The sequence below is a fragment of the Bacillus sp. z14 (2026) genome (genome assembly GCF_058313575.1).
Window position 1 is genome coordinate 431,998 of record NZ_JBZFQK010000002.1, and the last position, 24,982, is coordinate 456,979.

Consider the following 24,982-nt stretch of genomic DNA (forward strand, 5'->3'; position numbering starts at 1 on the left):
CTTTAAGACGTACGGTTGAATTAAAATATTTAAGAATAACAGTAGGCATGAGTTCGAAAGATTCCGAAACTCATGCCTATTTTATGATCCTTTATATATTCTTTGGTTCAGTCACTTCAGCATCTGGAACATCAAGCATATTTAATAAGAAGATAAAAATAGGAATACCTAGAATCAAGCCCCATATTCCAAGGAAATGTTCGCCAAACACCAATACCAGGAATGTGAAAAACGTAGGTAAATGAGTCTTGGCAGACATAAATTTAGGGTTTAAAACATAACTTTCCAAAGCATGAATGGCTGCTATTAGAATAACTACATACAGTACATGCATTCCTCCACCTATACTATAGGCAATTGTACAAAGAGGAATTAAGGAAATAATAACGCCCGCAACAGGAATAAGTCCCAGTAGGAAAATCATAAATGCGAGTCCCAATAGCTGTGGAAACCCTAAGAAATAAAGAATAATAATCGATAATATAGCATTAACAAATGCAATTAAAAATTGAACTTCGATAACCTTACCAAATGAATTTACAAAGATATTACCTAAATACTCTAATTCAGTGAATAAAACTCCCAGTTTGCTTTTCTTGAATGAACGGGTAAATCGTTTGATTTTTTCCTTTTCCAAAAGAAAGAATAAACTTAGCAGCAAAGCTAAAAATAACTGCAGGCTTAATTTACCGATATTTGCAGCATAACTGTACAGCGCCATTGCATTTTCCTCAATTTCAGAAGGTGATACAAACTTCTGCATTGCACTGATCACAACATCAATTGCTGTGTTATCAGGCGGGTGCTTGTAAAAATCTATAATTACTTTTACAAGGTCGGTTATTTGCATGGTAATGACAGGTATGTATTTATAAATAATCATAACCAAAGAGGAAATTATGATTGTGTAGAGCAGGATAATTATTATTTGTGGCTTGACTCGTATTGGACTGATTTTGGATATGGACGATGAAATGATTCTCTCCAAACCGCCCATTAAGAAAATAAAAATAAAAGTGAATAGAACTAAATTCATCATACCTCTAAGGGCATAGAAAATCCCTATCAAAAATAAGATGGTGAGAAAACGGACGAACCCTCTGCTTTTTATAAATTGGTTGAGTGAAAACATAAACCTGTTGTTTCTCCTTTCGGCAGCACCGTATGCTTGATATGTTAATTATATCTGTTAGTAGTACGGTTTATAAGAGGGTTTGGAAATAATTTTTAAAAAATTGGTGGAATATAGGGAATGTTCTATGAATATATGTATAAACTGTTCGGGCATACGTTTCAATATTGTGCTTAATGGATAAATAAGTAGATAAATAGAAATGTGCATGGGAGATGAAACGTATGGCGTTATCTGAAAAATCAAAGGGTAAAGTTGCAATCGTTACTGGTGGAGGTTCTGGGATTGGCGCAGCCACAGCTAAGAAGTTTGCGGACAATGGCATTCGTGTCTGTATTATGGACATAGATCTTGATAATGCAGAGAAAGTAAAGGAAGAAATCACAAATGCAGGAGGAGAAGCCTGTGTTTATCAGGTTGATATCCGTGATGAAGCCCAAATTCGTGAAGGAATTTCACAGGTCATGAATAAGTGGGAAAGGCTTGATATTCTTTTCAGTAACGCTGGTATAAACGGGACCTTATCTTCTATTGAAGAATTTGAAATTTCGGATTGGAATGAAGTAATTGAAACGAACCTTAGAAGCACATTCTTGTTTGTTAAATACTGCATTCCTTATATGAAAGAGCAAGGTGGCAGTATGATAATCACAAGCTCAATCAATGGAAATAGACGGTTCGCTGGTTTTGGTATGGCAGCCTATAGTACTTCAAAAGCCGGACAAATTGGATTTATGAAGATGGCAGCCTTAGAGTTGGCCAGATATAAAATTCGGGTTAATGCTATTTGTCCTGGTGCAATTGAAACAAATATCGATAACAGCACAACTAAGTCTGAAAGTTTAAAGGAAATCGAAATACCAATCGAATATCCTGAGGGAATGCAGCCATTGGCAGATGGTCCGGGGTCAGCTGAACAGGTAGCGAATTTGGTATACTTCCTTGCATCTGACGAATCAAGTCATGTTTCCGGTACCGAAATATATGTCGATGGAACTGAATCATTACTGTAAGTGAGTTTATTGTAGATTAATTTACATCCAGTAAATAAGATACGGTTATTTGATAAAAGATTCTGTAATTATAGTAATCATCATTTAATAGATAGCACCCAAAAGGTAGCCAAGGCAATGGCTATCTTTTTTGTATCTTTAGCAAGGATTTCTTTTAAACACCGTAATGGATCATATGTTTTGTCTCTTCAGATGCCTCCAAAATTTTTGAAGCCAAGTTACTTAGTTCGTTGGAGGTTTTATAATCCTCTAATGATACTACTGCCTCATAAAATAATGACAACGATTCCGGCGGAATTCATTCACTCGCTGACATATTCTTTGTTTTTATTCCCATACTATAAATATGAAATGTCGAATGCTGTTGCACTATTAGATGGAAGGTGAAAATATGGACCCTATAAAACCCTTTGAGCCGATTTCCGCTGAAGTTATACCAATAGGGGAGGAATGGATCTTCCAGGTTAAATGGGATGGTGTGCGGATGTTAGTTTACAAAATAGATGATGAAGTAGAGCTGGTTAATCGTAATTTAAATAATAGAACAAAGCAATATCCGGAGTTTACGGATTTAGGCAGCTATTGTTCTGCATCCTCTGTAATTTTGGATGGCGAAATTATCGCTATGCAAGATGGAAAGCCATCTTTTCATGAGGTAATGAAGCGGGACCGGATGAACCGATCAGAATTGATTCATCTTTCCATAAAGGAACGACCTGTCATCTATATGATTTTTGATATTCTTTACCTGGATGGAAAATGGGTTATTGATGACGAACTTGCAGAACGTCAAAGATTATTGTCATCTATAATTACGCCAACAGAGAATGTACAGGTTGTAGAAAGCTTTTCGAATGGAGAGGCATTATACGAGGCCATCAAGGAGCAGGGATTAGAGGGTATCGTTGCAAAGGATTTGCGTAAACCCTATAGCTTGAATGGGAAAGACGGTCGGTGGCAGAAGGTGAAATTTTATAAAGACCTCATTGCTATAGTTGGGGGATATGTGACAAAGGGGAGTGAACTGCAATCCTTAGTACTGGGATTGTATGACTCCTCGGGAGGACTCAAGTATATTGGTCGTGCAGGAAAAGGACGCTATAAGCTGGATGAGTGGAAGGTGATTAAAGAATTTATGGAAAAAGCCTTACAAACTGAAAATCCTTTCACCTCAAAAGTGGGAAATACAAAGCAGTATCACTGGATACAACCCATTTATACAGTGAAGGTCTCTTATCTGGAATGGACAGAATCTATGACATTAAGGCAGCCTTTATTAGAATCATTTGTCGACCGTAATCCAAAGGAATGTTTATTGGAGCTTGAGATATGAGATATACAGGTCTATGTTTTTTAACTAAATATGATAGTGAAAATAAAGTCTGTACAGTGGCAGTTCTTCATGAAGAAAAAATCATTGAGGTTGCTGAAGTAAAAGAAGCATTTACTGATGAAGAGCGCGAGGCAATTTTAGGTATTTTACATCAAACTGGGAAAGCACAGCAAAACCAAATTTATAAGGTCCCTCCTGGTATTTGCATTCAAGTGGCATACAAGGCAGTAACAAATTATAAATTAAATTCTCCGGTCTATATAAGCCTGGCGGTGACTGAGAATTGGACAGCCTGTACATGGACGAAATTAGTACTGTCCCAATATGAACAGGTAGCCATTACGAATCCAGGGAAAATCATCTGGACAGAGCAATCAGTGACCAAAGAAATGTATTTGGAATACCTTCTTACTGTCGCAGACTTTATGCTGCCCTTTTTAAAGGACAGGCACTTAACAGTTAAAAGATATCCAGAAGGTGTCGATTCTCAGGGATTCTATCAAAAAGCAACACCTGACTATGCACCTGATTTTGTAAAAACGGATATGAACCATGATATTTACTATACCGTATGTAATAATATCGAAACTCTTTTATGGCTCGGGAATCAGGCAGCCATTGAATTTCATATTCCCTTTAATGATATTAAAAAACAAAATCCGGCAGAAATCGTGTTTGATCTTGATCCACCTGAACTAGGCGATTTACGCTTGGCTGTAAAAGCTGCACTGGAAATGAAACAAATACTCGATCAATTTCAGTTAACGGCTTTCGTGAAGTTATCAGGCAGAAAGGGGATTCAAATTCATCTTCCATTGAAGGGAGCTACAATCAGTTATGCGGAAACACGTATATTTACCGAATTCATTGCTCTCTATCTAATTAATCGTTTTCCGGACAATTTTACAATAGAACGGATGAAAAAAAATAGAGCAAATCGTCTCTATATAGACTATATTCAACATGACAAAGACAAGACGATTATCTGTCCGTATTCACCGAGGGAAACAGCCTTCCCCTCTGTTGCAGCGCCATTGTTTTGGGATGAAGTAAAGAGCGGGTTGCAGACAGAGCATTACTCAATGAAAACTGTTAAGGATAGATTAGTAAAGGGAATGAATCCGTTTGAAAATTACTTTACAGTTGATCAATCGAACCAAATGAAAAAAATCATAGACTTCATTAAAAAAGAACATAAACCATAACATCACCTTGAATAATCATTTTAAAATTAATTAGTTTGGATATAATATACAAAAAAAGGAAGGTGTATTTATGCATACAATTTGGAAGGGAACCATTAGTTTTGGTCTTGTCAGTATACCAATAAAGCTTCATGCGGCAACGGAGAATAAAGATATATCCCTGCGCACCTTACATAATAAATGCCATGCGCCTATCAAATATTCGAAAGTATGTTCAGTTTGCGGAGAAGAGGTGAGCCAAGAGGATATTGTTAAAGCCTATGAGTACGTGAAAGGAAAATATGTTGTGCTCGATGATGAAGAACTGGAAAAATTGAAGAAAGAGCAAGAGGACAAGGCAGTTGAAATTATCGATTTTGTCAAAATAGATGAAATCGATCCTATTTATTTTGATAAGAGTTATTATATGTCACCAAATGAGGGCGGTACAAAAGCTTATTCCCTGTTGAGGAAGGCGTTGGAGGAATCAGGAAAAGTTGGGCTGGCGAAAATTACGATCCGTGCAAAGGAGTCGCTCGCTGTGGTCAGAATCTTAGAAAATACTTTACTAATGGAGACCATTCATTTTCCTGATGAGGTAAGAAAAGCTGCAGATGTACCCAATATCCCCGCTGTTGAAGAAATTGTACAGAAGGAATTGGATACAGCTATTTTATTAATCGATCAGTTGACTACCACATTTGATCCATCTAAATATCATGATGAATACCGGACAGCTTTACTTGAATTGATTGAGCAGAAAAAACAATCCGATACGGTCACACCTACAGCTGGAAAGAAAACAGCATCAAATGTTGTTGATCTTATGGCAGCACTCCAGGCATCTATTGACCAAACAAAACCAGCAACAAAGCCAGCCAGAAAAAGAGCCCCACGCAGGAAAAAAGAGACTTCCTGATTTATTTTGAATAGATAAGCTTGTTTTAGAAGCCGTTTCTGTAAAGAAACAGGCTTTTTATTATTATCCAATAATTAAGAAAATATAAACTTTTGTTTTCCTTTTGAAAGACCAGGTTTATTTCTATGGGTGAAAAGATTCATTTTTAATAGCGAATTGTAGTTTTATTAGCAAAAAGTATGTCGAAATTACTAGAAAAATGGACTTTATTAAATATATTACAAGATCGAAATTCCGCGAAATATAAATGTAATGTTTGAATGGTAGAAAAAAATTGTCAGATTGATATAATAAGGCAGTACCAATCATTGGTTTGATTGGCAATTATATATATGAATTTTTAATAGTCGCTTATTTTAATAGTCACTTATATAGAGAGAAGCAAGATACAAACTAACATGTGAGACATTGAAAGGGGATCATTGCTTGAAGAAGTCATTTATTGCGTTTAACATTGCTTTAGCAGTTGGTGCAGGGTCATTATTATCAGGAGGATATGCTACGGCTGCATCCTTATCAGAATTAGAGAAAAAAGAGAATCAAATTAGAGGCGAAAAAGAGAAAGTAAATCAAGATATTAATCAAACAAACGAATCTATCGGTCATGTAGTAGATAAGCAAACTGATTTAACAGCACAACTTAAAAAGCTGGAATCAGAGATTACTGAAACAAATTCAAAAATAGATAAAATAAATACAAAAATTGGCGACACAAAAAAGGATATTGAACAATTAAGAAAAGATATCGTAGTACTTGAAGAGAAGATTGAAGCAAGAACAGAATTATTAAAAGAACGTGCTAGATCCTACCAGGTTACAGGCGGTAAAATGAATTATCTGGAAGTTGTAGTAGGAGCAAGCAGTTTTGGCGACTTTGTTGAACGGGTGAATGCCGTATCTACAATAATGGAAGCTGATAATGATCTAATCGCTGAACAAGAAAAAGATAAAAAGGATTTAGAGAAGAAAAAGCAAGAAGTAGAAACTAAGCTTCAAAGCTTGGAATCTATGAAAAAAGAATTAACAAATTTGAAGGCAAAACAAGAGAATCAGAAGCAAGAAAAAAATAAACTTATGAAAAAGCTTAAACTTGAAGAGAAACACTTGGAAGAGCATAAATTAAGCATGGAAGAAGAATCTTCTATTTTAGCTGGCCAAGAAACAGCTTTAAGCAAAGCAATTGCGCAGGAAAAAGAACGTCAGGCTGAGGTTGCAAGGCAAAAAGCGGCAGAGGCGGCTGCAGAGAAAAAACGTCAGGCTGAACTTGCAGCACAAAGAGCAGAGGAAGCTAAAAAGAGACAATCCTCCTCCAGTGCATCTGTAGAAAGTTCATCTGTTAAAAAATCTAGTGCACCAAAAAAAGCCAGTGAACCAACATACAGTGCACCTGCTCCAAGCAGCTCATCTGGTATATTCATGAAACCATCCGCAGGGTATTATACTTCTGGATATGGCCCAAGATGGGGAAAATCACATGGCGGAGTTGATATTGCAACATCTGGTACTGTTCCAATCGTGGCAGCTGCAAGCGGTGTTGTATCTAGAGCTTACAAATCTTCCAGTTATGGTAATGTAGTATTTATCACTCACTATATTAATGGACAACAATACACAACTGTGTATGCGCATATGAGAGACAATAGTATGAGAGTAAGTACTGGACAAACTGTCAGCAAGGGTCAACAAATCGGTTTGATGGGGAATACTGGACGTTCAACGGGTCAGCATTTACACTTTGAGCTTCATAAAGGACCTTGGACACAAAGTAAAGCCAATGCTATAAATCCTACGGATTATATAAATTGATTTTAAAGGAGGCCATTTTAGGTCTCTTTTTTTGTGCTCTTAAATAAAAAACGAATATCCATTTTGTGGTATTATAAAAATAATGATATTTTACTAAAGATTGAGGTAGGCTATTTCAACAAGACTATCAATGAAACTTGAATAATGAGTAATAATCCCGAAAAAGGGGGAATGTAGTTGAAAAAACAATATCTGCTTTTGATTACAGTCTTATTTGTTTTACTTACTTCATTTTTACCAGCAAAAGCAATGGCAACTAAATGGTTATATCCGTTTGTGGTTTGGGGCGGGTATGTCTATGAGGTAAGTGAAGAATCTGTGACCGAAATTGGGGATGAAATTGGACAAGTAACAAAGTATTCGGATATGGAACCGCAATCGGGTAATTTTTCTAATGCTTATCCGAAAGGTACTAAATACTTTACTATTAAAGAGGTTAGTACAGAGGAAGCGTTAGCCGTACAAGAATCCGATGGTCAATATGTGAAAGCAGATAGAAGAGAAGAATATGAATTTAAACAAGACTTAAATGAACCACAAGACATCCTTAAAGGGATTATTTTTTCATTGGTGGGGATTTTAGCTGGTATTCTCATTTATAAAATTCTAAAGAATCATCTGGATAAAAGGTAAAGACTTCTTTCAACCACTGAGATAGCAAAAAGCTATCTCTTTTTTATATGCTATTAGCAACATCCTTACTTAAATAACTCTTTTTTGTAGTGTTTAGTTGACTGGAATTGCTGTATGTAAATCCTTTTTCAATAAACGGTCTCCCATATTCAAACCTCATTTTAACTTGTATAAAAATAAGCCTAAATATTGATTTACCAAAGGCTCTGAATGAAGTATACTAATAGTGTTTAGAATATTTAGAATATTTTGTAAGCGTTTCAATTAAATATTAGAAAGGGGATTAAGATGGAAGAAAAAATGTTATCCAAGGAGGAACAAAAGGGGAAAAGGGATTATTCGGCTATTGTAAAAAGTCCAGAGTTTCAACAACTTTTAAATGAAAAGAAAAAATTTATAATACCCTTAACCTTGTTTTTCCTAATCTTTTATTTTGCACTTCCCATAATGACATCCTATTCATCGGTGCTGAATAATTCTTTCTATGGACATATCACTTGGGCGTGGGTATTTGCATTTGCACAGTTTATTATGACGTGGACGTTATGTATGATCTATTCTAAAAGAGCAACCAGATTTGACCGCTTAAGTGATAAGGTGTTGAAAATAGGGGGTAAACAGTAGATGAATTATACGGCTTTTTTTATGTTTCTCGCTATTGTATTTGTTACTTTGCTCATTACTTATTGGGCTTCTAAAAGAACAAACAATGCGAGTGAGTTTTACACAGCAGGAGGTGGTCTGACCGGTTGGCAAAATGGCTTAGCAATAGCGGGTGATTATATGTCTGCAGCTTCGTTTTTGGGAATAGCCGGTGCAGTCGCTTTAACAGGTTTTGATGGCTTCTTTTATAGTATAGGTTTTTTGGTCGCTTACTTGGTTGTACTTTATTTGGTGGCTGAGCCACTTAGAAATCTGGGCAAATATACATTGGCAGACATGCTGGCAGCAAGGTTTGATGCAAAAAAAATACGTGGTGTAGCTGCTTTTAATACGATGTCTATTTCTATATTTTATATGATTGCTCAGTTGGTAGGGGCAGGAGCACTGATTAAATTATTGCTGGGCTTAGAATATGCCACCTCCGTTTTAATTGTTGGAGCTCTCATGACCATATACGTTATTTTTGGTGGCATGCATGCTACTAGCTGGGTTCAAATTGTCAAAGCTGTATTACTGATGGCAGGGACCTTTATCATTTCATTCATCGTTTTTGCCAAATTTAATTTTAATATTGCAAGTATGTTTGAACAGATGAGTACAGCTACTCCATTAAAGGAGGCGTTCCTGAATCCGGGGGTAAAATACACTGATGGCCTAGATACATTATCGCTAACAATGGGACTTGTTCTTGGAACCGCTGGTTTGCCACATATCCTTGTACGATTCTTTACGGTAAAGGATGCTAAAACAGCGCGAAGCTCAGTTGTATATGCTACCTGGATCATTGGGATTTTTTATGTCATGACCATTTTCCTTGGATTTGGAGCAGCAGCTTTTGTGGGTAATGCTGATATAGTAAACGCGAATGCAGCAGGGAATATGGCAGCACCATTACTAGCCAAGGCTATTGGTGGGGATATATTGTTTGCTTTTATCTCGGCAGTTGCATTTGCGACAATATTGGCCGTTGTTGCTGGTCTTGTATTAACTGGGGCATCTGCGTTTGCCCATGATTTTTATAATGAGATATTGAGAAAAGGAAAGGCAACTGAAAAAGAGCAGGTTAAGATGGCAAGATATGCATCTGTTGGTGTTTCCGTCTTATCGATTCTTTTGGCTTTAGTAGCACAAAATTTAAATGTCGCCTTTCTTGTATCATTAGCCTTTGCCGTGGCTGCCAGTGCAAATTTACCTGTAATTATTTATACAATCTACTGGAAGAAATTTAACACTACTGGTGCTATCAGTGCAATGGTAGTAGGTTTAATCACTTCAGTTGGACTTGTTTTAGTCAGCCCTAACGTGTTTAATCCGGAAGCTGGAGCGGCGATACTGGTTGGTGACCCTTTATTTCCTTTGTCAACACCTGGTCTGGTATCCATTCCGCTAGGGTTTCTGGCTGGATTTGTAGGGACATTATTATCTCGTAAGAAGGAAGATGAAGCGAAGTTCGATGAAATTTTGGTTAAATCTAATACGGGTTTAGATACTATAAAATAGTGGTATGACCTCTTTTAGGTCAAGCATAAATTAGGGAAGGGGCTGTTCGTAGGTTATTTAATGACTTACAGCGGCCTCTTTTTACATGCAATTGAGCCAATGAAAAAGACAGGCAAAGGTACGTACACGTGACTCCTCTGCCTGCTTTATTTATCATTTCCCAAGAAATAACTAAATATTAATCAACTACTAAGATTATTTTTCCTCTCGCATGAGAGGATTCACTTAATTCGTGTGCATTTTTAACACCTTTTTCATTTAAAGGGAAGGTTTCACCAACTACTGGTTTCAATCTTCCCTCATCAAGAAGCTTAGCCAATTCTTTTAGCTGGTTACCATTTGGATTTAACCATACAAATTCTTCTGTAATGCCGTAGCGATTGGCTAATTCTTCGTTTGGCGGATCTACAATGGATACCAATCTGCCGCCTCGACGTAGGATTTTCATGCTGGCAGTTTGAACGGATGTCCCAATTGTATCTAAAACAGCATCGTATTCTGTCAATTTATCTTCTATATTTTCGGTATGGTAGTCAATGCATAGATCGGCTCCTAATTCCCTTAAAAATCCATGGTTTTTTTTGCTGGCTGTGGTGGCTACATAGGCTCCTTTAAGTTTAGCTAATTGGATTGCGTACGAACCAACACCTCCTGCACCACCATGAATAAGAATTTTCTGTCCTTCCATAATTTCCAATGCATCAAATAAACACTGATATGCCGTCATTCCAGCCAATGGGACGGATGCAGCCTCCTTAAAAGATAAATTATCAGGGATTTTCGCAATTAGTAATTCATCAACAGCTGTGTATTCAGCATAGGCTCCATAACGAGTTGTATCGGGACGTGCAAATACCCTGTCTCCATTTGTAAAATCAACGACGTGTTTACCAACCTCTTTAACAATTCCTGCAACGTCCAAGCCTAATATAATAGGGAATTCGAATGCATATTGATCAGCAAGATGGCCTTCTCTTAATTTCCAATCAATTGGATTGACGGATGCAGCTTTTACTTCGATTAAGACCTGATTATCTAATAGAGGCGGCTTTTCAACTACTTTTTCTTTTAAAGCATTCTGTCCGCCATACTCTTCTATTACTATTGCTTTCATCTTGGTATTTTGCATATAATTCCTCCTTGACTGGTAATTAAGGCTTTGGAAATCCTTATTATGTTCATTCCCTGTACAAAAGAAGGTAACCGTTTTTAACGTGTAATGAATAAAAAACAGGAAATTTATCCTAAGAGGATTAATTGAGTTTTTATCTTATAAATGGAGGATTGAGTTATCTAATTTTGAGGAAGGTATGGATTACTGCCATAAGTAAGACGGAGGAGAAGGGAGGGATGATCATCCTCTAAAGAAAATGTCTAAAACATTGCTGCCAGCAAAGGACTTTTTATTATAAAACTCCGAATACTACGAGAAATTGATTATTTTGAATATCAAACATTTTTGACAGACCGGTTCCTGTCATAGAAACTTCTTTTTGGCTGGCATCAAGGCTTCCACATTTAAACATCCTGATTGTGACAAAGCAAATCACTCCTTTTATGAAGATAATTTCCGATATAATTATAACATTAAAAAACATGTCCCAGTTGCCTATATAGGCGTGGGACAAGTTTTTTAGGTAGCTGCTTTTTCATCACTCTTTATAAATTTGAGAACAATAAAGAATAAAATCAATGAAATAGCACCAAAGCTATAAAAAAGATAAGATTGATTATGCTTCATAAAATAAGACATGAGTGGAGGACCTGCTGCTACACCAAAAAATCGTGCCGAGCTGTAAAAAGATGTGATTGTTCCTCTTTGTTTTTTATCGATGTTTTCAGTAATAATTGCATCCAGTGACGGTAAAATCGTCCCAAGGCCGGCACCAAAAATCGATAATACTCCGATTAATATATAGATATTATCGAAATAAGTTGTAAAGGTGATGGCAATCGCGCTAACAATGATAGAAGCCAGAATTAGGATTTTCATTAATTTAATATTATCTTTTATTTTTTTTCCGGTGATAAATGAAGCAACACACAAGAAAAATAGGGGAACAGCAAGCACAAGTCCCTTTTTAATTTGATGAATATCATACTTGGATTCAAGTATGGAAGATAAATAAAACTGGATGGCAAACAATATTAACATGACGAATGCCCCTGTCAGGAATACACTGTATAACCATGACCCATCCTTCTTAAATATTTTTTTGGTATCCTTTAAAAATTCTTTTAGTGTAGGAGGTTCTTCTGTTTTCTTTGGCAACTTTATACAAAAAAGAATCATAAAAAATGTGACTAAACTTAAAAAAGAGATAGCAAAGAAAGGAAGAAACCATAGAGAAATGGCTAATGCAGCTCCAAGTACGGGACTTAAAACTTTTCCAAAGGTATTGGATGTTTCCACAATTCCCAGAACAGAGCTTGCTTTATCATCGTCTTTAAAAAGATCGCCAACTAAGGGTAATATGATTGGAAAAGCACCAGATGATCCTATTCCTTGAATGATCCGTCCTATTATAATGACCATAAATGGATTTTCCATTTTCCAAGAGGCAAAGCCTGATACTAGCCCGCCGATAAAAGCTAAAACTAAACTAGGCAGTAAGATCATTTTCCTCCCAAAACGGTCGGATAAATATCCTGCAATCGGTATTAAAAGGATGGAGGCGATTGAATAGCTTGTAATAATCAAACTGGATTGGAAAGAGGAGATTCCAACTCTCTTTTCTAAAATAGGTAGAACAGGGATAAGCATTGAATTACCTAATGTCATTATTAGTGGCACTGCTGCTATACTGGCCAAACACCAAAAACTAATTTTATCGGTATCCGTTTGTGAACTCATTTAATTCCCTCATCTCTCTAAGCAGTTCTATGCAATTACTTTGCCACACAGGATGAGAAATTATGTACATTAAGTGTTTTTAAATGCTTATCATAAATGGATTGGAATATATATACAAAAGAACTGTGAAGGTTATTCACAGTTCTTTTTTGCCTAATCATCCGAAGATAAAATACCAATAAATCTAAGGATAAAAAGGAACAGGTTAACAAAATCAAGATATAAATTGAGTGCAGCCAATGGGATTTCATCTTCAGGTACTCCGTACTGTTTCATACGGTTCACATCATATAATACGTATCCGCTGAATACGAGTATACCTATAAATGAATAGACAAGCATGGCAGTAGAAGATAAAGGTGAAAAAATATTGAAAATCCCAATAACCAGGATTGCGAGCAATGCGGCTAACAGAAATCCGCTTAAAAATGTTAAATCCCGCTTTGTTGTCGCGGCGTAGAGAGAGAGTCCGCCAAATACAACTACTGTAGCAGCCAAGCTCATGATAATGGGCTGCGGTCCTATTGTTACTAAATAGTTTGCGATTACAGGATATAAGGTGATGCCTGATATAAAAGTAAACGCATATAAGAAACTATATGAGAGAATTTTCCTTCTTCTCACAAAAAACGCCGCAATAAGCATACCGAATTCTATAATCATCAGTGGCAAGAACAAGGATGGAGGAACAAAATTACCTACAATAAAGCCAATTAAAGAAATAGCTAATGATAAAGCGAAAGTTCTGATAACGGCTGGAATGTGATATTTATTGGTTTCCGTATATGAATTCATTTATTTACCTCTCCTTTTATTTATCATATATGTATCTACGATTAACTATATCAAAGGTTTCAAGGAATATCCTGATTTTTACATAGAAATAGTAGAGACAAATACAAATGGATTTTATATAATAAAAATAAGAACATTTGTTCTTTTTTTGGTAGGTGTTGTATATAGCTGTGAATATTTGGGAGTGTTAGGTTCAGGGCTCAAGTGTATACCATTTTATGCTATTCTATGATTATGAGGATGAGGAAAGGGGGAGACTTTGTGAACTTTACATTTATCCATGCTGCTGATATCCATTTAGATAGTCCATTAAAAGGTTTATCAAGATATGAAGGAGCACCAGTCGAAAAGTTGCGCAGTGCTACCAGAGATGCATTTAAAAATATGATTGATTTTGCTATTAAAGAAAAAGTGCATTTCATCATTATTGCAGGTGATTTATATGATGGGGATTGGAAGGATTACAATACAGGTCTCTTTTTTGCAAACGAAATGGCAAGGCTAAAAATGCATCAAATCCCTGTTTATATGATTAAAGGGAATCATGATGCAGCAAGTATCATTACTAAAGAAATAAAACTTCCTGATAATGTTTATATTTTTGATGATAAAAAATGCAAAAGTATGTTTATAGATGAACTTGGAGTGGCCCTACATGGTCAAGGATTTTCAACACGTGCTGTAACAGATAATCTTGCTAAAAGCTATCCGCAAAAGGAAGATGGATATTTCAATATTGGGATTTTGCATACATCGGCAGTAGGCCGGGAAGGACATGAGAATTATGCCCCCTGTTCCATAGAGGACATGAAGGGGAAAGAATATGACTATTGGGCTCTTGGGCATATTCATAAACGGGAGTTTTTATGTGAGAAAAACCCAGTCATTCTCTTTCCAGGCAATATTCAAAGCCGGCACAGCAAAGAGACAGGTCCAAAAGGATGTTCCTTGGTTAAAGTTAGCGATGGTCAGATACAGGAATTAAATCATATATCACTGGATGTATTACGCTGGGAGATCATTGAGATAGATGCGACCCCCCTTGGTGATTACGATCAATTTCTCCAGAAAATCGAAGAGCAGCTGGAAAATTACCTAGATACTGCAGATGGTAGAATGCTCGCAGCCAGAGTAGTCGTCAGTGGCAATACTTCTTTATATCAGGAGCTTATGAAAAATAAAGAAAAAGTATTAAATGACATTAGATCTGCAGCTTTTGCCGTTGGACATGGGCAAATATGGATAGAGAAAATAAAGAATAAAACGGCTCCACCGTTAGAGTCCAATCATTTCTCTGATGAAAATAACCCAGTGACCTCCATTTTTAACTGGCTTGAGAAAAGTGATATGGATGAATTGCTCGAAGATGTAAGAAAAGAGTTTTCTGCGATTACTAACGTATTACCGACCGATTTAAAAAGAGGAGAGAATATGGTTATTCCTGATTCAGTTGCCATGCTGGAAGAAAAACTGGAGGAAGTTAAACAACTGGTGAGCCTTGAGTTACAAATGGAAGGAGGTAAATAAGGCATGCGTTTTGAAGAGTTAAATCTGACTGCGTTTGGTCATTTTACTGATTACCCGGTTAACTTTCAGCCAAATCAATCTTTACACGTAGTGTATGGAAATAATGAAGCTGGAAAGAGTACTATGCTGCGTTCTATTACTCAACTCTTGTATGGCATTCCGCATAATTCTAAGGATTCATTTTTACATCCCAATTCCAATTTACGTATAAAGGCCAGCCTATCCAATTCATCGGGTAATACTCTGTCCTTCATACGAAGGAAAGGAAAGTCAAAGACCATTCTTAATGAGGCGGGAGAAGCATTACCAGATAATGTTTTATTACCGTATATAAATGTGCTGTCAGAGGAAACATTCCGAAATATGTTTGCACTCAATCATGAAACTTTGCGAGAAGGCGGAGAAGCTTTGCTTGAGTCAAATGGAAGCGTCGGAGAGAGCTTATTTGCTGCAGCTTCAGGGATAAATACAGTAAAGAAAATTATGCAGGAATTTGATTCGGCAAGTAAAGAATTATATAAATCAGGTGGTTCAAAACCAAAAATAAACGAATTATTAAAGAAAGAAAAAGAGTTAACTCGCCGACTTAATGATTCGCAAATGCTCGCCAGACAATGGATGCAGCTGGAGGATGATTATCTTCATGGTAAGAAACAGCTGGATGAATTAAGAGAGCATTACCTCCAGGTAGACGCAACTCTAAAAAAATTATCGAAGTTAAACCAAGCTGCTCCTATTCTTATTGAAAGAGACAGATTAATAGAGCAACAAAAGAGCTTCACTGAAATTCCGGATTTACCCAACGATTTTAATTTACAAAGAGAAAATGTATTAAATGAATTAAAACATGCTGATGAAAATGCCAAAATATCCAATACAGAAATAATGGCGCTTGAAGAGAAGTTAGCCAAACTGGATATCGATGAAAAACTTTTAACATGTGAGTCTAGGATTCAATCTCTTTTCAGCCAAGTTGGTGCATACGAGAAAGAGAATAAAGACTTACATGTAAATGAGGCAAAGGCTGAGCAGGCACTCAATCGGATGAACGATATTCTCCTTAAGCTGGGCTATAGTAGGGTAGATAGTGTCAATATTGAGGATTTTAGAATTGCCATTTCTCGCAAAGAAAAAATCCGTATGCTTTATAAGCAATATGGGATTTTACATGAAACGATAAAAGAAATAAATAAACGACATGAAAGTCTAAAGGAAACTGTTGCTTTAAAGCGTGCGGAATGGGAAGGTTTTGGAGAAGTAAAGAATATTGCCAAGCTTAAACTTGTGCTTGACCATGCCCAGATAGAAGGAAATATTGAAAAAACCATAGATGTTTTATCAGAGGAAATGAAGGATCTTAAAGACAAATCAATGGAAGAGCTAAACTATTTACCACTATGGGATGGTTCGGTAGAGGAGTTTGATTCCTTTTACATTTCCATTTTAGAAGAAACTATTAATCAGTACATCGGGCAACTTGAAAGATTTAATGAAGATAAAACAAATTTAGAGCGCAGTATTAAGGTTGAAAAAACGATTATTTTGGAAGCGGAGAAATCGATTGCTGAATTAGAAGCCTTGTCTGTTATTCCTACAGAAGATGATTTAGAGAGAACCCGTCAGATTCGCGACCATGGTTGGAGCTTAATTAAGAATAAACTTAAAGGTGAAGACATTGATCGTGAAGCAATTAAGGAATACTGCAGTCAGCAAGAGGTAGAAGAAAAATTTGAGCATGATTTAAAAACAACGGATGAACTTTCAGATACTATGTGGAAAGAATCTGCAAAGGTGGGCATGAAGAATAAGTCGTTGCAGGATATAAAGAGATCTGAAACCAAAATTGCAGCTGCAGAGACACAGCTGCAGTTCCTTAAAGATGAGATGAATCTGTTTTTTCAACAGTGGAATGAGCTATGGCAGCCGTTCGGTATTGAGCCATTATCGCCAACTGAAATGAAAGAATGGGTAAGAAAATACACGGTTATTAAGCAGAATCAAGGCGAATATAAAAAGAAACAGAAACTTTGGGATGAGCTGACAGAAAAACGATTGGCTATCAAAAGCCGTTTATACCTTGCCCTGTCAGAAGTAATCGATGATCTAGATACTCAAGTGTCAGAATGGACACTCACAGACTTAATAAGAGAAGCAAATAGAGTAGTCCATTTAGCAACAGAGCGTTTCAATGAGAAGAATTCATTGGAAAAAGAGTGGAAGAGCAAGGCTGCTGATCTTAAACAAATCGAGCAGGAGCTGGCGAGCAAGCAAAGTGAATTAGTCAATTGGAGAGAAGCATGGGAGGATGCTACTAAACCCTTGCAAGTTGAAAGTCAGGCTCCGATTGATTACACAATGGAAAGGCTTGATAAGTACAATGAATTGACTACTACGTATGATGAATGGGCAGATATCAATAGCAAAGCAAAAGCTGGCATGTTATTTGTACAGGATTATGTAGATCATATCAGAATTGTAGCTAACACGTTACAGTTACCTGAACCAATAAATATCCAATCCTTTATCTATGATTTAACGAATCAGTTGCAGGAGCAGAAAAAGTGTAAGCAAAATCAAATCGAATGGCAAGGACAATTGGATAAACGGAAAAAAGAATATCGGTTAGCGAAGGATAAGAAAGAGATGGCGCTTAATCGTCTTGATGAATTGTTACAGACAGCAAGTGTAAAGACCATCGAGGAAATGCAAATTATTGAAGATAAATATCGACAAAAGCAAAAGCTGTCTGCAGAACTGATCAATCTGGAGAAGGTGTTACTTGAGATTGGCAATGGCTTATCGATTCAAGAAATGAAGGATGAAATAGACAAGCTTGATTTAGATTTTATGGAAAGTGAAATGGCAGAATTAAAGGCAGAGCTTGCAGATTTGGAAGAGAAAAGAACGGAACAGAACCAAATCTTTGGTGTATGCAGAAAAGAATATGAAGAAAAGATTAAGGGAAATTCATATGCAGCTGTTCAGGCCGCAGAAGAAAGAGAAAGTATCCTGGCTGAGCTCGCAGAATTGACCGATCAATATGTCCAAAAAAAATTAGCTACATTTGTATTACAGAAGGGAATAGAATATTTCCGTTCCGAAAATCAAAATCCGATTTTAACAAAAGCATCAAAACTGTTTGCAAAATTAACACTGAACTCCTTTGAAGGATTGACTGTTGATTATAATGAAAAGGATGAAGAAGTACTACTGGGTTTAAGAAATAACGAGAAAATTGGAATAGACGCGATGAGTGATGGAACAAAAGATCAATTGTATTTATCCTTAAGAGTTGCAAGCATAGAAAAATATTGTGAGGAAAATGAACCTATTCCATTTATTGTCGATGATATTCTTGTTCACTTTGATAATGAACGTTCAAAAATTACGTTATCTATCTTAAAAGAATTATCGAAAAAAACTCAAGTTATCTTTTTCACTCATCATTATCATTTATTGGATTTGTTGGAGGAAACATTGTCGCATGAGGAGTATCAATTGATTCACATTCATAAAGAGGCCGTCATGAGCTGAAATTAAAAGAAGACCAATTCAAACTTTATGAATTGGTCTTCTTTTTCTTGGTTCACTTTATTATTTTGTATTTTCTTTCTCAGTGATTTCAGAGATTTTATTCATGTTGTCCTGTAATTGAAGCTTTGTGCTTGATTTACTTAAGAACTGATATAACATTCCTACAAATATTGCTCCACCGACAATATTACCCAAAGTAACAGGAATCAAATTGTAGATGGCATTTCCGATTGTAATGGTATCAGGATGTGGTGATACTAATGCAATTGAGAATAATGATAAGTTTGCAATGCTATGTTCAAAGCCTGATGAGAAGAATAAAAATACAACTGCAATCATCATTGCCATTTTAGCTCCGTCACCTTTTACTTGGCTAGGCAAGTAACAAGCTAAACAAACAAGCCAGTTACAAAGGATTCCTTTAAAGAATAAAGCTGAAACAGATCCATGCATTTTATAAGAAACAATTTCGTGCATTAAATGCTCGTTTGGAATGTGGCTGAATATGCCTGTAAGGTAAAATAAAATGGCAAAGAAGATTGCCCCAACAGCATTGCCAAGATAACAAGCGCCCCAGTTTCGGCCTAAATCTCTGAGAGTTACCTCATTACGCATATAAGCGACAGTGAAATAAGCGGTATTACCGGTAAATAGCTCTGCCCCACCGTAAATAATGAGTATTAATGCGATACCAAAGAAAAGTGCCGGGAATAGGTATGCAAAAGGTGAGTCGGCTACCCTGAAATATTCTCCTGTTCTAAAGCAGGTAATGATTACAAACCCTACAAATATTCCTGCCATCATCGCTCTTAAGAAATAATGAAGAGGAAAATGGTCTAACAGCCTTTTCTTTTTCTTTGCAAGGGCAACTAAATACTGTAATCCTTGTTCTTCCATGATGTTAAATTCCTCCTATGCTGAAAAAACGTCTACTAAATAAACTACTATGACTTCTATAATTAATCAATAAGCTTGTGAAATTATTCACTTTTCTGATAGCCTCTTTTATTCAAATAAGGTAAACTTGCGTAAATCTTGTGATTATCTTCCACCGAATACGGGTAAGGTAAGTATAAGGATGGTGATTATCTTGAAAAGTAAAATCTTAAAAAGAGTTATTGCAGCAGCTGCACCTTTCGTGATCAGCTATATTACAAAAAAATTAACCAATAAGAAAAAAGTAGCTTAAAGGACGGGCAATAATGCTCGTTTTTTTTATGTTATCTTACCTTGCCCCAAAGAATTGCGAAATACTTAAACGGACACTAATTGACTGTAATTCACTACATATGAGAAAATATGACTGTTTGATTAAAACTTATGATTCGCCTATTCACATATTATTTTTTTACATGGTATATTTGATAAGATGGATTTTGATTTTAATAAGAATTGTTAAAGTGGTTATTTTCTTTTTACAACATCAAAGTATCATTGGAGATGTAGATCCAAGATGAATAGATTTATGAAGTTTTACTATATATAAAAGGATGGCTTACATGACAAATTTAAAAGAACAGATAGAATCAAGAAGAACCTTTGCAATTATTTCTCACCCTGACGCAGGTAAAACGACGTTAACAGAAAAGTTGCTCTTATTTGGTGGCGCAATCCGTGACGCTGGAACTGTAAAAGGACGTAAAACCGGTAAATATGCGACAAGCGACTGGATGGAAATTGAGAAGCAGCGTGGAATTTCCGTAACCTCTAGTGTTATGCAGTTTGACTATAATGGGACCCGTGTTAATATCCTCGACACACCTGGACACCAAGATTTCAGTGAAGATACGTACCGTACATTAATGGCTGTTGATAGCGCAGTTATGATTATTGATGCTGCCAAAGGGATTGAAGCACAAACATTGAAATTATTTAAGGTTTGTCGCATGAGAGGAATTCCTATTTTCACATTTATTAATAAAATGGATCGCCAAGGTAAATTGCCGCTTGAGCTATTGGCTGAGTTGGAGGAAGTGCTTGGAATAGAATCCTATCCAATGAACTGGCCAATCGGGATGGGTAAAGACTTCTTCGGTATTTATGACCGTTATTATAACCGAATTGAAATGTTTAAGGCTGAAGATGAAGAGAGATACTTAAAATTGAATGAAGAAGGCGAAGTAGAAGATGAAAATCACTCTATTGTTGAGTCTCCTTTATATGAGCAAACATTGGAAGAAGTGTTATTGTTAAATGAAGCAGGAAATGAATTTTCGCGTGAAAAAGTCAGAAATGGTGAATTAATTCCTGTATTCTTTGGAAGTGCCCTTACTAATTTTGGCGTTCAGACATTTTTGGATACGTATTTAGAGTTTGCGCCAAAGCCTCAGCCAAGACCATCATCCGTGGGGCCGGTTGAACCCGTTCAGGATACTTTTTCAGGATTTATATTTAAAATCCAAGCAAATATGAATCCGATGCACCGTGACCGAATTGCCTTTTTGCGCATTTGCTCAGGTAAGTTTGAACGTGGGATGACTGTTCAATTAAGCCGAACAGGCAAGCCTATGAAACTTAATAATTCAACACAATTTCTTGCAGAGGAAAGAAACAATATTGCTGAAGCAGTAGCAGGAGATATTATCGGATTATATGATACAGGAACCTATCAGATTGGTGATACGCTAACTTCAGGAAAAGAAGCATTTTCTTTCGAACGTCTGCCACAATTTACACCTGAAATGTTTGTACGTGTCAGCGCTAAAAATGTATTAAAACAAAAGCATTTTCACAAGGGAATTAATCAGCTTGTACAGGAAGGTGCCATTCAATTATTTAAAACAGTTGGGATTGAATCCTATATTCTTGGAGCAGTCGGACAGTTACAGTTTGAGGTATTTGAGCACCGTATGAAAAATGAGTATAATACAGAAGTTATCATGGAAAGAATGGGTGACAAGATTGCCCGTTGGACAACGAATGAAAAAATCGATGAAAAGCTTTCAAGTTCAAGAAGTCTTTTGGTACGCGATCGCTATGATCAATATGCTTTCTTATTCGAAAATGATTTTGCACTGCGTTGGTTCCAGGAAAAAAATCCTTCTATAGAACTATATAATCCAATGGATCAGCACGAACGTTAACTAAATTTAAGCAGGATTTAGCCTATATAGGGTTAAATCCTGCTTTTTTCTGTTATATAACAATTAACCGTTGACATATTTTTCTAAATATTCTTACAATAGTGGAAAGAAGATTAGGAGAGTGAAACAATGAAACATGTCTATTTTTTTACCGGGTTTCCAGGTTTTATTTCAAATCAACTAATAAGAGAGCTAAAAAAACAGGATCAGTTATTTAATAAAGTGATTGCTATTGTACTGCCGTCTGTGTGGCATAAGGCTGTCAGTGAAAGATTAAAAATTATAAACGAGTTCAATTTAGATGAAAATCAGTTTATCCTTATTGAAGGAGACATCACCAAACCCGGTTTAAACATCAGTAAAAAAGAAAGCGGTTTCAAAAAGGGGGAAATTACCCATTTTTTTCACTTAGCTGCGATTTATGATTTAGCTGTTCCAAAAAATATAGCCTATTTGGTGAATGTCGATGGAACACACAATGTAAATGATTATGTATTGACCCTTCCTAACCTATTGAGGTATACCTATTTTAGTACAGCTTATGTAGCTGGAAGACGTGAAGGAAAGCTGTATGAGCATGAATTAATTAAACCAGATAAATTTAAAAATTATTATGAAGAAACCAAATATGAAGCAGAAGTCCTTGTTCGAAAGATTATGGATCATGTTCCTGTTACAGTCATTCGGCCGGGTATCGTAAAAGGAAATACCCTAACTGGAGAAACCATTAAATTTGACGGCCCATATTTTATATTAAATTTCCTCGACAGAATCAGATACCTTCCAATTATCCCTAATATAACTAAGTCAACCTGTGTGATCAATTTGGTTCCTGTTGACTATATAATAAAAGCAACAGCTTATTTAACTTTAAGCCCTAAAGGTGCTGGAAAAACATATCATTTAACGGATCCTAATCCATATACGGTTACAGATATTTATAAGTTGTTTTTGAAAGGGTATAATGGAAAACGACCAATTGGGTATTTGCCGTTCGGGCTGACGAAAATGGCTTTATCAATCAAGCCAATAAGAAAGTTTCTGGGTGTGGAAGTTGAATCACTTGATTATTTCACCTGGAAAGGAGAATTTGATTGTGTACAGGCACAGGCTGATTTAGCTGAAGGAGGCATTGTATGTCCTGATTTTAAGGAAGGTGTAGTGCCAATGGTTGAATATTATAGAGCCAATAAGAACAATCGGGCGTTTCATATAGAGATTACATAATTAGAGGAGGAACAAAGTTGGAAGCCTTGAAAGAAATGGTAAATGTATATGCTCCTGCAACGGGAGAACTGATTATGCAGTATGAGGAGATGCCGGCTAGTCAAGCTGGTGAAATAATGAATAAATCCAAAGGGGCTTTTCTTTCGTGGTCACAATTAGATATAGACGAACGTTTACGCTATCTAAAGCAGTTGCGGCATACGATTGTGAATAGACTTGATGAAATTGCTGAGCTCATTTCAAAGGATACAGGGAAAGTCAAAACAGATGCATTAGTGGCTGATATCATGCCTGCCCTCGATGCTATTAGTCATATTGAAAAACATGCGAAAAAAACATTTAAGGCACAAAAGGTTCGTACACCTTTTTTGTTAATGGGTCATAAATCGAGTATTCATTATATGCCAAGAGGCTCTGTGCTTGTTATCTCACCATGGAATTATCCATTCCTTTTGGCTATGGTTCCTGTTGTATCCGCGCTTGCAGGCGGTAATACGGTTATTTTGAAACCATCAGAAGTTACTCCGGCAGTGGGTAAGTTAATTGAAACATTGTTTAAAGAAGCTGGATTTCCTGATCATGTTTTTCAAGTAGCCCATGGCGGTAAGGAACTTGGTGCCAGTCTTACGAAGCAAAAGCCTGATTATATCTTTTTTACAGGGTCTGTAGGTACGGGACGTATTATTCAGGAAATAGCAGCACGAGATCTTATCCCAACCACTCTTGAGCTCGGTGGAAAGGATCCAATGATTGTGTTTAGTGATGCTGATTATAAGCGTGCAGCAAAGGGGGCTGTTTGGGGAGCATTTACAAATAGCGGTCAAGTTTGTATGAGTGTAGAGAGATTGATTATCCAAAGAGAGGCGCTTGAGCCATTCTTACAGGAGTTACTTCCAATTGTTAATCAATTAAAGCAAGGAAATGGAAAAGAATCAGATATCGGTTCTATGACCTCAATACAGCAAATATCTATTGTAAGAGAGCATATTGAAGATGCCCTATTAAAAGGCGCCACTCTCCTGACTGGTGATCCGCCTTCTGAATGGAATGAAAATTCCATGTTTATTAAGCCGATTGTTTTAACAAATGTTTCAGAGGATATGCTTGTGATGCAGGAGGAAACATTTGGTCCGGTTCTGCCTATACTGACTGTTGAAACAGAAGAAGAAGCTATACGAGCCGCTAATCATTCCAAATACGGATTAAATGCAAGTGTTTGGACAACAAATAAGGAAAAAGGACGGCTGACAGCTAAGAAGCTTTTGTCAGGTGCTGTGTTAATTAATGATGTTTTAATAACAGTTGCCAATAATAATCTTCCATTTGGCGGAGTTAAAGAAAGCGGAATAGGCAGGTATCATGGGGATCAGGGTCTTCGTATATTTTGTCATGAAAAAGCAGTAATGGAAGATATGGGCCTCAAAAAATCGGAGATTCAGTGGTATCCTTATGAAGGGAAATATGAACATTTCCATGCACTGTTAACAGCCTACTTTGGCAAAAGGAAATCGATGATGAAGGTAATCAAGGAATATCTGAAATTAATAAAACTATCAAAATAAATACTATCTATGAGTTAATACTTGCGCTTGTATCCAGAAGCCAATATAATAGGTATACAAACTTCATACAAACCTTTCAAAGGGGAGTAGCGTTAGGGAAACCTAAAACAAAGTCGTCAGTACGTGGTTTTTACCATCGGCTTTGTTGGCATTTTTACAATGTCTAGCAAGACCTTTGTCAAAAAAGAATTACTTTTTTGGCATGGGTCTTTTTTGT

Annotated in this window: 19 protein-coding genes and 1 riboswitch; of the genes, 13 read left to right on the forward strand and 6 right to left on the reverse strand. The window is 36.4% G+C overall.

All coding sequences use genetic code 11. The features are described 5' to 3' along the window. Positions 1-91: 91 nt before the first annotated feature. Positions 92-1,132, reverse strand: coding sequence for an AI-2E family transporter (locus tag AC4G3O_RS08150; RefSeq protein ID WP_491136053.1), 1,041 nt, complete (start codon positions 1,130-1,132; stop codon positions 92-94). Positions 1,133-1,356: 224 nt separating this feature from the next. Here AC4G3O_RS08150 and AC4G3O_RS08155 point away from each other — a divergent pair, with 224 nt between their 5' ends. The 8 genes from AC4G3O_RS08155 (at position 1,357) to AC4G3O_RS08190 (ending at position 10,183) form a co-directional block, all read left to right on the forward strand. Then, entirely contained in the window at positions 1,357-2,145 is a 789-nt protein-coding gene (locus AC4G3O_RS08155; RefSeq protein ID WP_066101027.1) for an SDR family oxidoreductase, read from the forward strand. A 391-nt stretch (positions 2,146-2,536) separates the two neighbouring features. Then, the gene (locus AC4G3O_RS08160) at positions 2,537-3,478 is read left to right on the forward strand and encodes an ATP-dependent DNA ligase (protein WP_066101018.1); all 942 of its coding nucleotides are present in this window, start codon (positions 2,537-2,539) and stop codon (positions 3,476-3,478) included. Next, positions 3,475-4,683: a non-homologous end-joining DNA ligase gene (ligD, locus tag AC4G3O_RS08165; protein WP_066101015.1), complete on the forward strand. Its 1,209-nt coding sequence runs from the start codon at positions 3,475-3,477 to the stop codon at positions 4,681-4,683. The genes AC4G3O_RS08160 and ligD overlap by 4 nt, the downstream gene beginning before the upstream one ends. 70 nt (positions 4,684-4,753) lie before the next feature. Beyond that, a complete protein-coding gene (ku, locus tag AC4G3O_RS08170; RefSeq protein ID WP_066101014.1) occupies positions 4,754-5,581 on the forward strand; it encodes a non-homologous end joining protein Ku in 828 nt (275 codons plus the stop codon). A 426-nt stretch (positions 5,582-6,007) separates the two neighbouring features. Continuing rightward, positions 6,008-7,387, forward strand: coding sequence for a murein hydrolase activator EnvC family protein (locus tag AC4G3O_RS08175; RefSeq protein WP_491136054.1), 1,380 nt, complete (start codon positions 6,008-6,010; stop codon positions 7,385-7,387). Between the two features lie 177 nt (positions 7,388-7,564). Then, positions 7,565-8,020, forward strand: coding sequence for a hypothetical protein (locus AC4G3O_RS08180; RefSeq protein ID WP_066101010.1), 456 nt, complete (start codon positions 7,565-7,567; stop codon positions 8,018-8,020). A 288-nt stretch (positions 8,021-8,308) separates the two neighbouring features. After that, complete coding sequence (locus AC4G3O_RS08185) at positions 8,309-8,644, forward strand: DUF485 domain-containing protein (protein WP_066101009.1); 336 nt, start codon at positions 8,309-8,311, stop codon at positions 8,642-8,644. Next, a complete protein-coding gene (locus AC4G3O_RS08190) occupies positions 8,645-10,183 on the forward strand; it encodes a solute symporter family protein (protein ID WP_139891326.1) in 1,539 nt (512 codons plus the stop codon). Positions 10,184-10,361: 178 nt separating this feature from the next. On the opposite strand, the gene AC4G3O_RS08195 is transcribed toward AC4G3O_RS08190, so the two are convergent. From AC4G3O_RS08195 to AC4G3O_RS08210, 4 genes are all read right to left on the reverse strand, one after another. Beyond that, the gene (locus AC4G3O_RS08195; RefSeq protein ID WP_066101002.1) at positions 10,362-11,312 is read right to left on the reverse strand and encodes an NADP-dependent oxidoreductase; all 951 of its coding nucleotides are present in this window, start codon (positions 11,310-11,312) and stop codon (positions 10,362-10,364) included. Positions 11,313-11,589: 277 nt separating this feature from the next. Then, the gene (locus AC4G3O_RS08200) at positions 11,590-11,781 is read right to left on the reverse strand and encodes a zinc ribbon domain-containing protein (RefSeq protein WP_491136055.1); all 192 of its coding nucleotides are present in this window, start codon (positions 11,779-11,781) and stop codon (positions 11,590-11,592) included. A gap of 35 nt (positions 11,782-11,816) precedes the next feature. Beyond that, entirely contained in the window at positions 11,817-13,037 is a 1,221-nt protein-coding gene (locus AC4G3O_RS08205) for an MFS transporter (protein ID WP_066100997.1), read from the reverse strand. A 153-nt stretch (positions 13,038-13,190) separates the two neighbouring features. Then, positions 13,191-13,832, reverse strand: coding sequence for a Bax inhibitor-1/YccA family protein (locus AC4G3O_RS08210; protein WP_066100995.1), 642 nt, complete (start codon positions 13,830-13,832; stop codon positions 13,191-13,193). Between the two features lie 261 nt (positions 13,833-14,093). Here AC4G3O_RS08210 and AC4G3O_RS08215 point away from each other — a divergent pair, with 261 nt between their 5' ends. Together AC4G3O_RS08215 and AC4G3O_RS08220 are read left to right on the forward strand one after the other, a co-directional pair. Continuing rightward, positions 14,094-15,359, forward strand: coding sequence for a metallophosphoesterase family protein (locus AC4G3O_RS08215; protein ID WP_490551866.1), 1,266 nt, complete (start codon positions 14,094-14,096; stop codon positions 15,357-15,359). A gap of 3 nt (positions 15,360-15,362) precedes the next feature. After that, positions 15,363-18,893, forward strand: coding sequence for an AAA family ATPase (locus AC4G3O_RS08220; protein WP_491136056.1), 3,531 nt, complete (start codon positions 15,363-15,365; stop codon positions 18,891-18,893). A 60-nt stretch (positions 18,894-18,953) separates the two neighbouring features. On the opposite strand, the gene AC4G3O_RS08225 is transcribed toward AC4G3O_RS08220, so the two are convergent. Next, positions 18,954-19,790, reverse strand: coding sequence for a formate/nitrite transporter family protein (locus AC4G3O_RS08225; protein WP_066100989.1), 837 nt, complete (start codon positions 19,788-19,790; stop codon positions 18,954-18,956). A gap of 602 nt (positions 19,791-20,392) precedes the next feature. On the opposite strand from AC4G3O_RS08225, the gene AC4G3O_RS08230 reads away from it, so the two are divergent. From AC4G3O_RS08230 to AC4G3O_RS08240, 3 genes are all read left to right on the forward strand, one after another. Further along, positions 20,393-21,976, forward strand: a complete 1,584-nt coding sequence (locus AC4G3O_RS08230; RefSeq protein WP_066100986.1) for a peptide chain release factor 3 — start codon at positions 20,393-20,395, stop codon at positions 21,974-21,976. A 129-nt stretch (positions 21,977-22,105) separates the two neighbouring features. Continuing rightward, the gene (locus tag AC4G3O_RS08235; RefSeq protein WP_490551864.1) at positions 22,106-23,203 is read left to right on the forward strand and encodes an SDR family oxidoreductase; all 1,098 of its coding nucleotides are present in this window, start codon (positions 22,106-22,108) and stop codon (positions 23,201-23,203) included. A 17-nt stretch (positions 23,204-23,220) separates the two neighbouring features. After that, positions 23,221-24,765, forward strand: coding sequence for an aldehyde dehydrogenase family protein (locus tag AC4G3O_RS08240; protein WP_225983668.1), 1,545 nt, complete (start codon positions 23,221-23,223; stop codon positions 24,763-24,765). Positions 24,766-24,834: 69 nt separating this feature from the next. Further along, a riboswitch (yybP-ykoY riboswitch) is annotated at positions 24,835-24,930 on the forward strand. Positions 24,931-24,982: the final 52 nt, after the last annotated feature.

What these genes read in the sequence shown, in the direction of transcription:
- AC4G3O_RS08195 (WP_066101002.1), bottom strand. Translation starts at nt 11,312, where the DNA reads ATGCAAAATACCAAGATGAAAGCAATAGTAATAGAAGAGTATGGCGGA.
- AC4G3O_RS08185 (WP_066101009.1), top strand. Translation starts at nt 8,309, where the DNA reads ATGGAAGAAAAAATGTTATCCAAGGAGGAACAAAAGGGGAAAAGGGAT.
- AC4G3O_RS08190 (WP_139891326.1), top strand. Translation starts at nt 8,645, where the DNA reads ATGAATTATACGGCTTTTTTTATGTTTCTCGCTATTGTATTTGTTACT.
- AC4G3O_RS08210 (WP_066100995.1), bottom strand. Translation starts at nt 13,832, where the DNA reads ATGAATTCATATACGGAAACCAATAAATATCACATTCCAGCCGTTATC.
- AC4G3O_RS08155 (WP_066101027.1), top strand. Translation starts at nt 1,357, where the DNA reads ATGGCGTTATCTGAAAAATCAAAGGGTAAAGTTGCAATCGTTACTGGT.
- AC4G3O_RS08235 (WP_490551864.1), top strand. Translation starts at nt 22,106, where the DNA reads ATGAAACATGTCTATTTTTTTACCGGGTTTCCAGGTTTTATTTCAAAT.
- AC4G3O_RS08150 (WP_491136053.1), bottom strand. Translation starts at nt 1,132, where the DNA reads ATGTTTTCACTCAACCAATTTATAAAAAGCAGAGGGTTCGTCCGTTTT.
- ku (WP_066101014.1), top strand. Translation starts at nt 4,754, where the DNA reads ATGCATACAATTTGGAAGGGAACCATTAGTTTTGGTCTTGTCAGTATA.
- AC4G3O_RS08200 (WP_491136055.1), bottom strand. Translation starts at nt 11,781, where the DNA reads ATGTTTTTTAATGTTATAATTATATCGGAAATTATCTTCATAAAAGGA.
- AC4G3O_RS08160 (WP_066101018.1), top strand. Translation starts at nt 2,537, where the DNA reads ATGGACCCTATAAAACCCTTTGAGCCGATTTCCGCTGAAGTTATACCA.
- AC4G3O_RS08230 (WP_066100986.1), top strand. Translation starts at nt 20,393, where the DNA reads ATGACAAATTTAAAAGAACAGATAGAATCAAGAAGAACCTTTGCAATT.
- AC4G3O_RS08225 (WP_066100989.1), bottom strand. Translation starts at nt 19,790, where the DNA reads ATGGAAGAACAAGGATTACAGTATTTAGTTGCCCTTGCAAAGAAAAAG.
- AC4G3O_RS08205 (WP_066100997.1), bottom strand. Translation starts at nt 13,037, where the DNA reads ATGAGTTCACAAACGGATACCGATAAAATTAGTTTTTGGTGTTTGGCC.
- AC4G3O_RS08220 (WP_491136056.1), top strand. Translation starts at nt 15,363, where the DNA reads ATGCGTTTTGAAGAGTTAAATCTGACTGCGTTTGGTCATTTTACTGAT.
- ligD (WP_066101015.1), top strand. Translation starts at nt 3,475, where the DNA reads ATGAGATATACAGGTCTATGTTTTTTAACTAAATATGATAGTGAAAAT.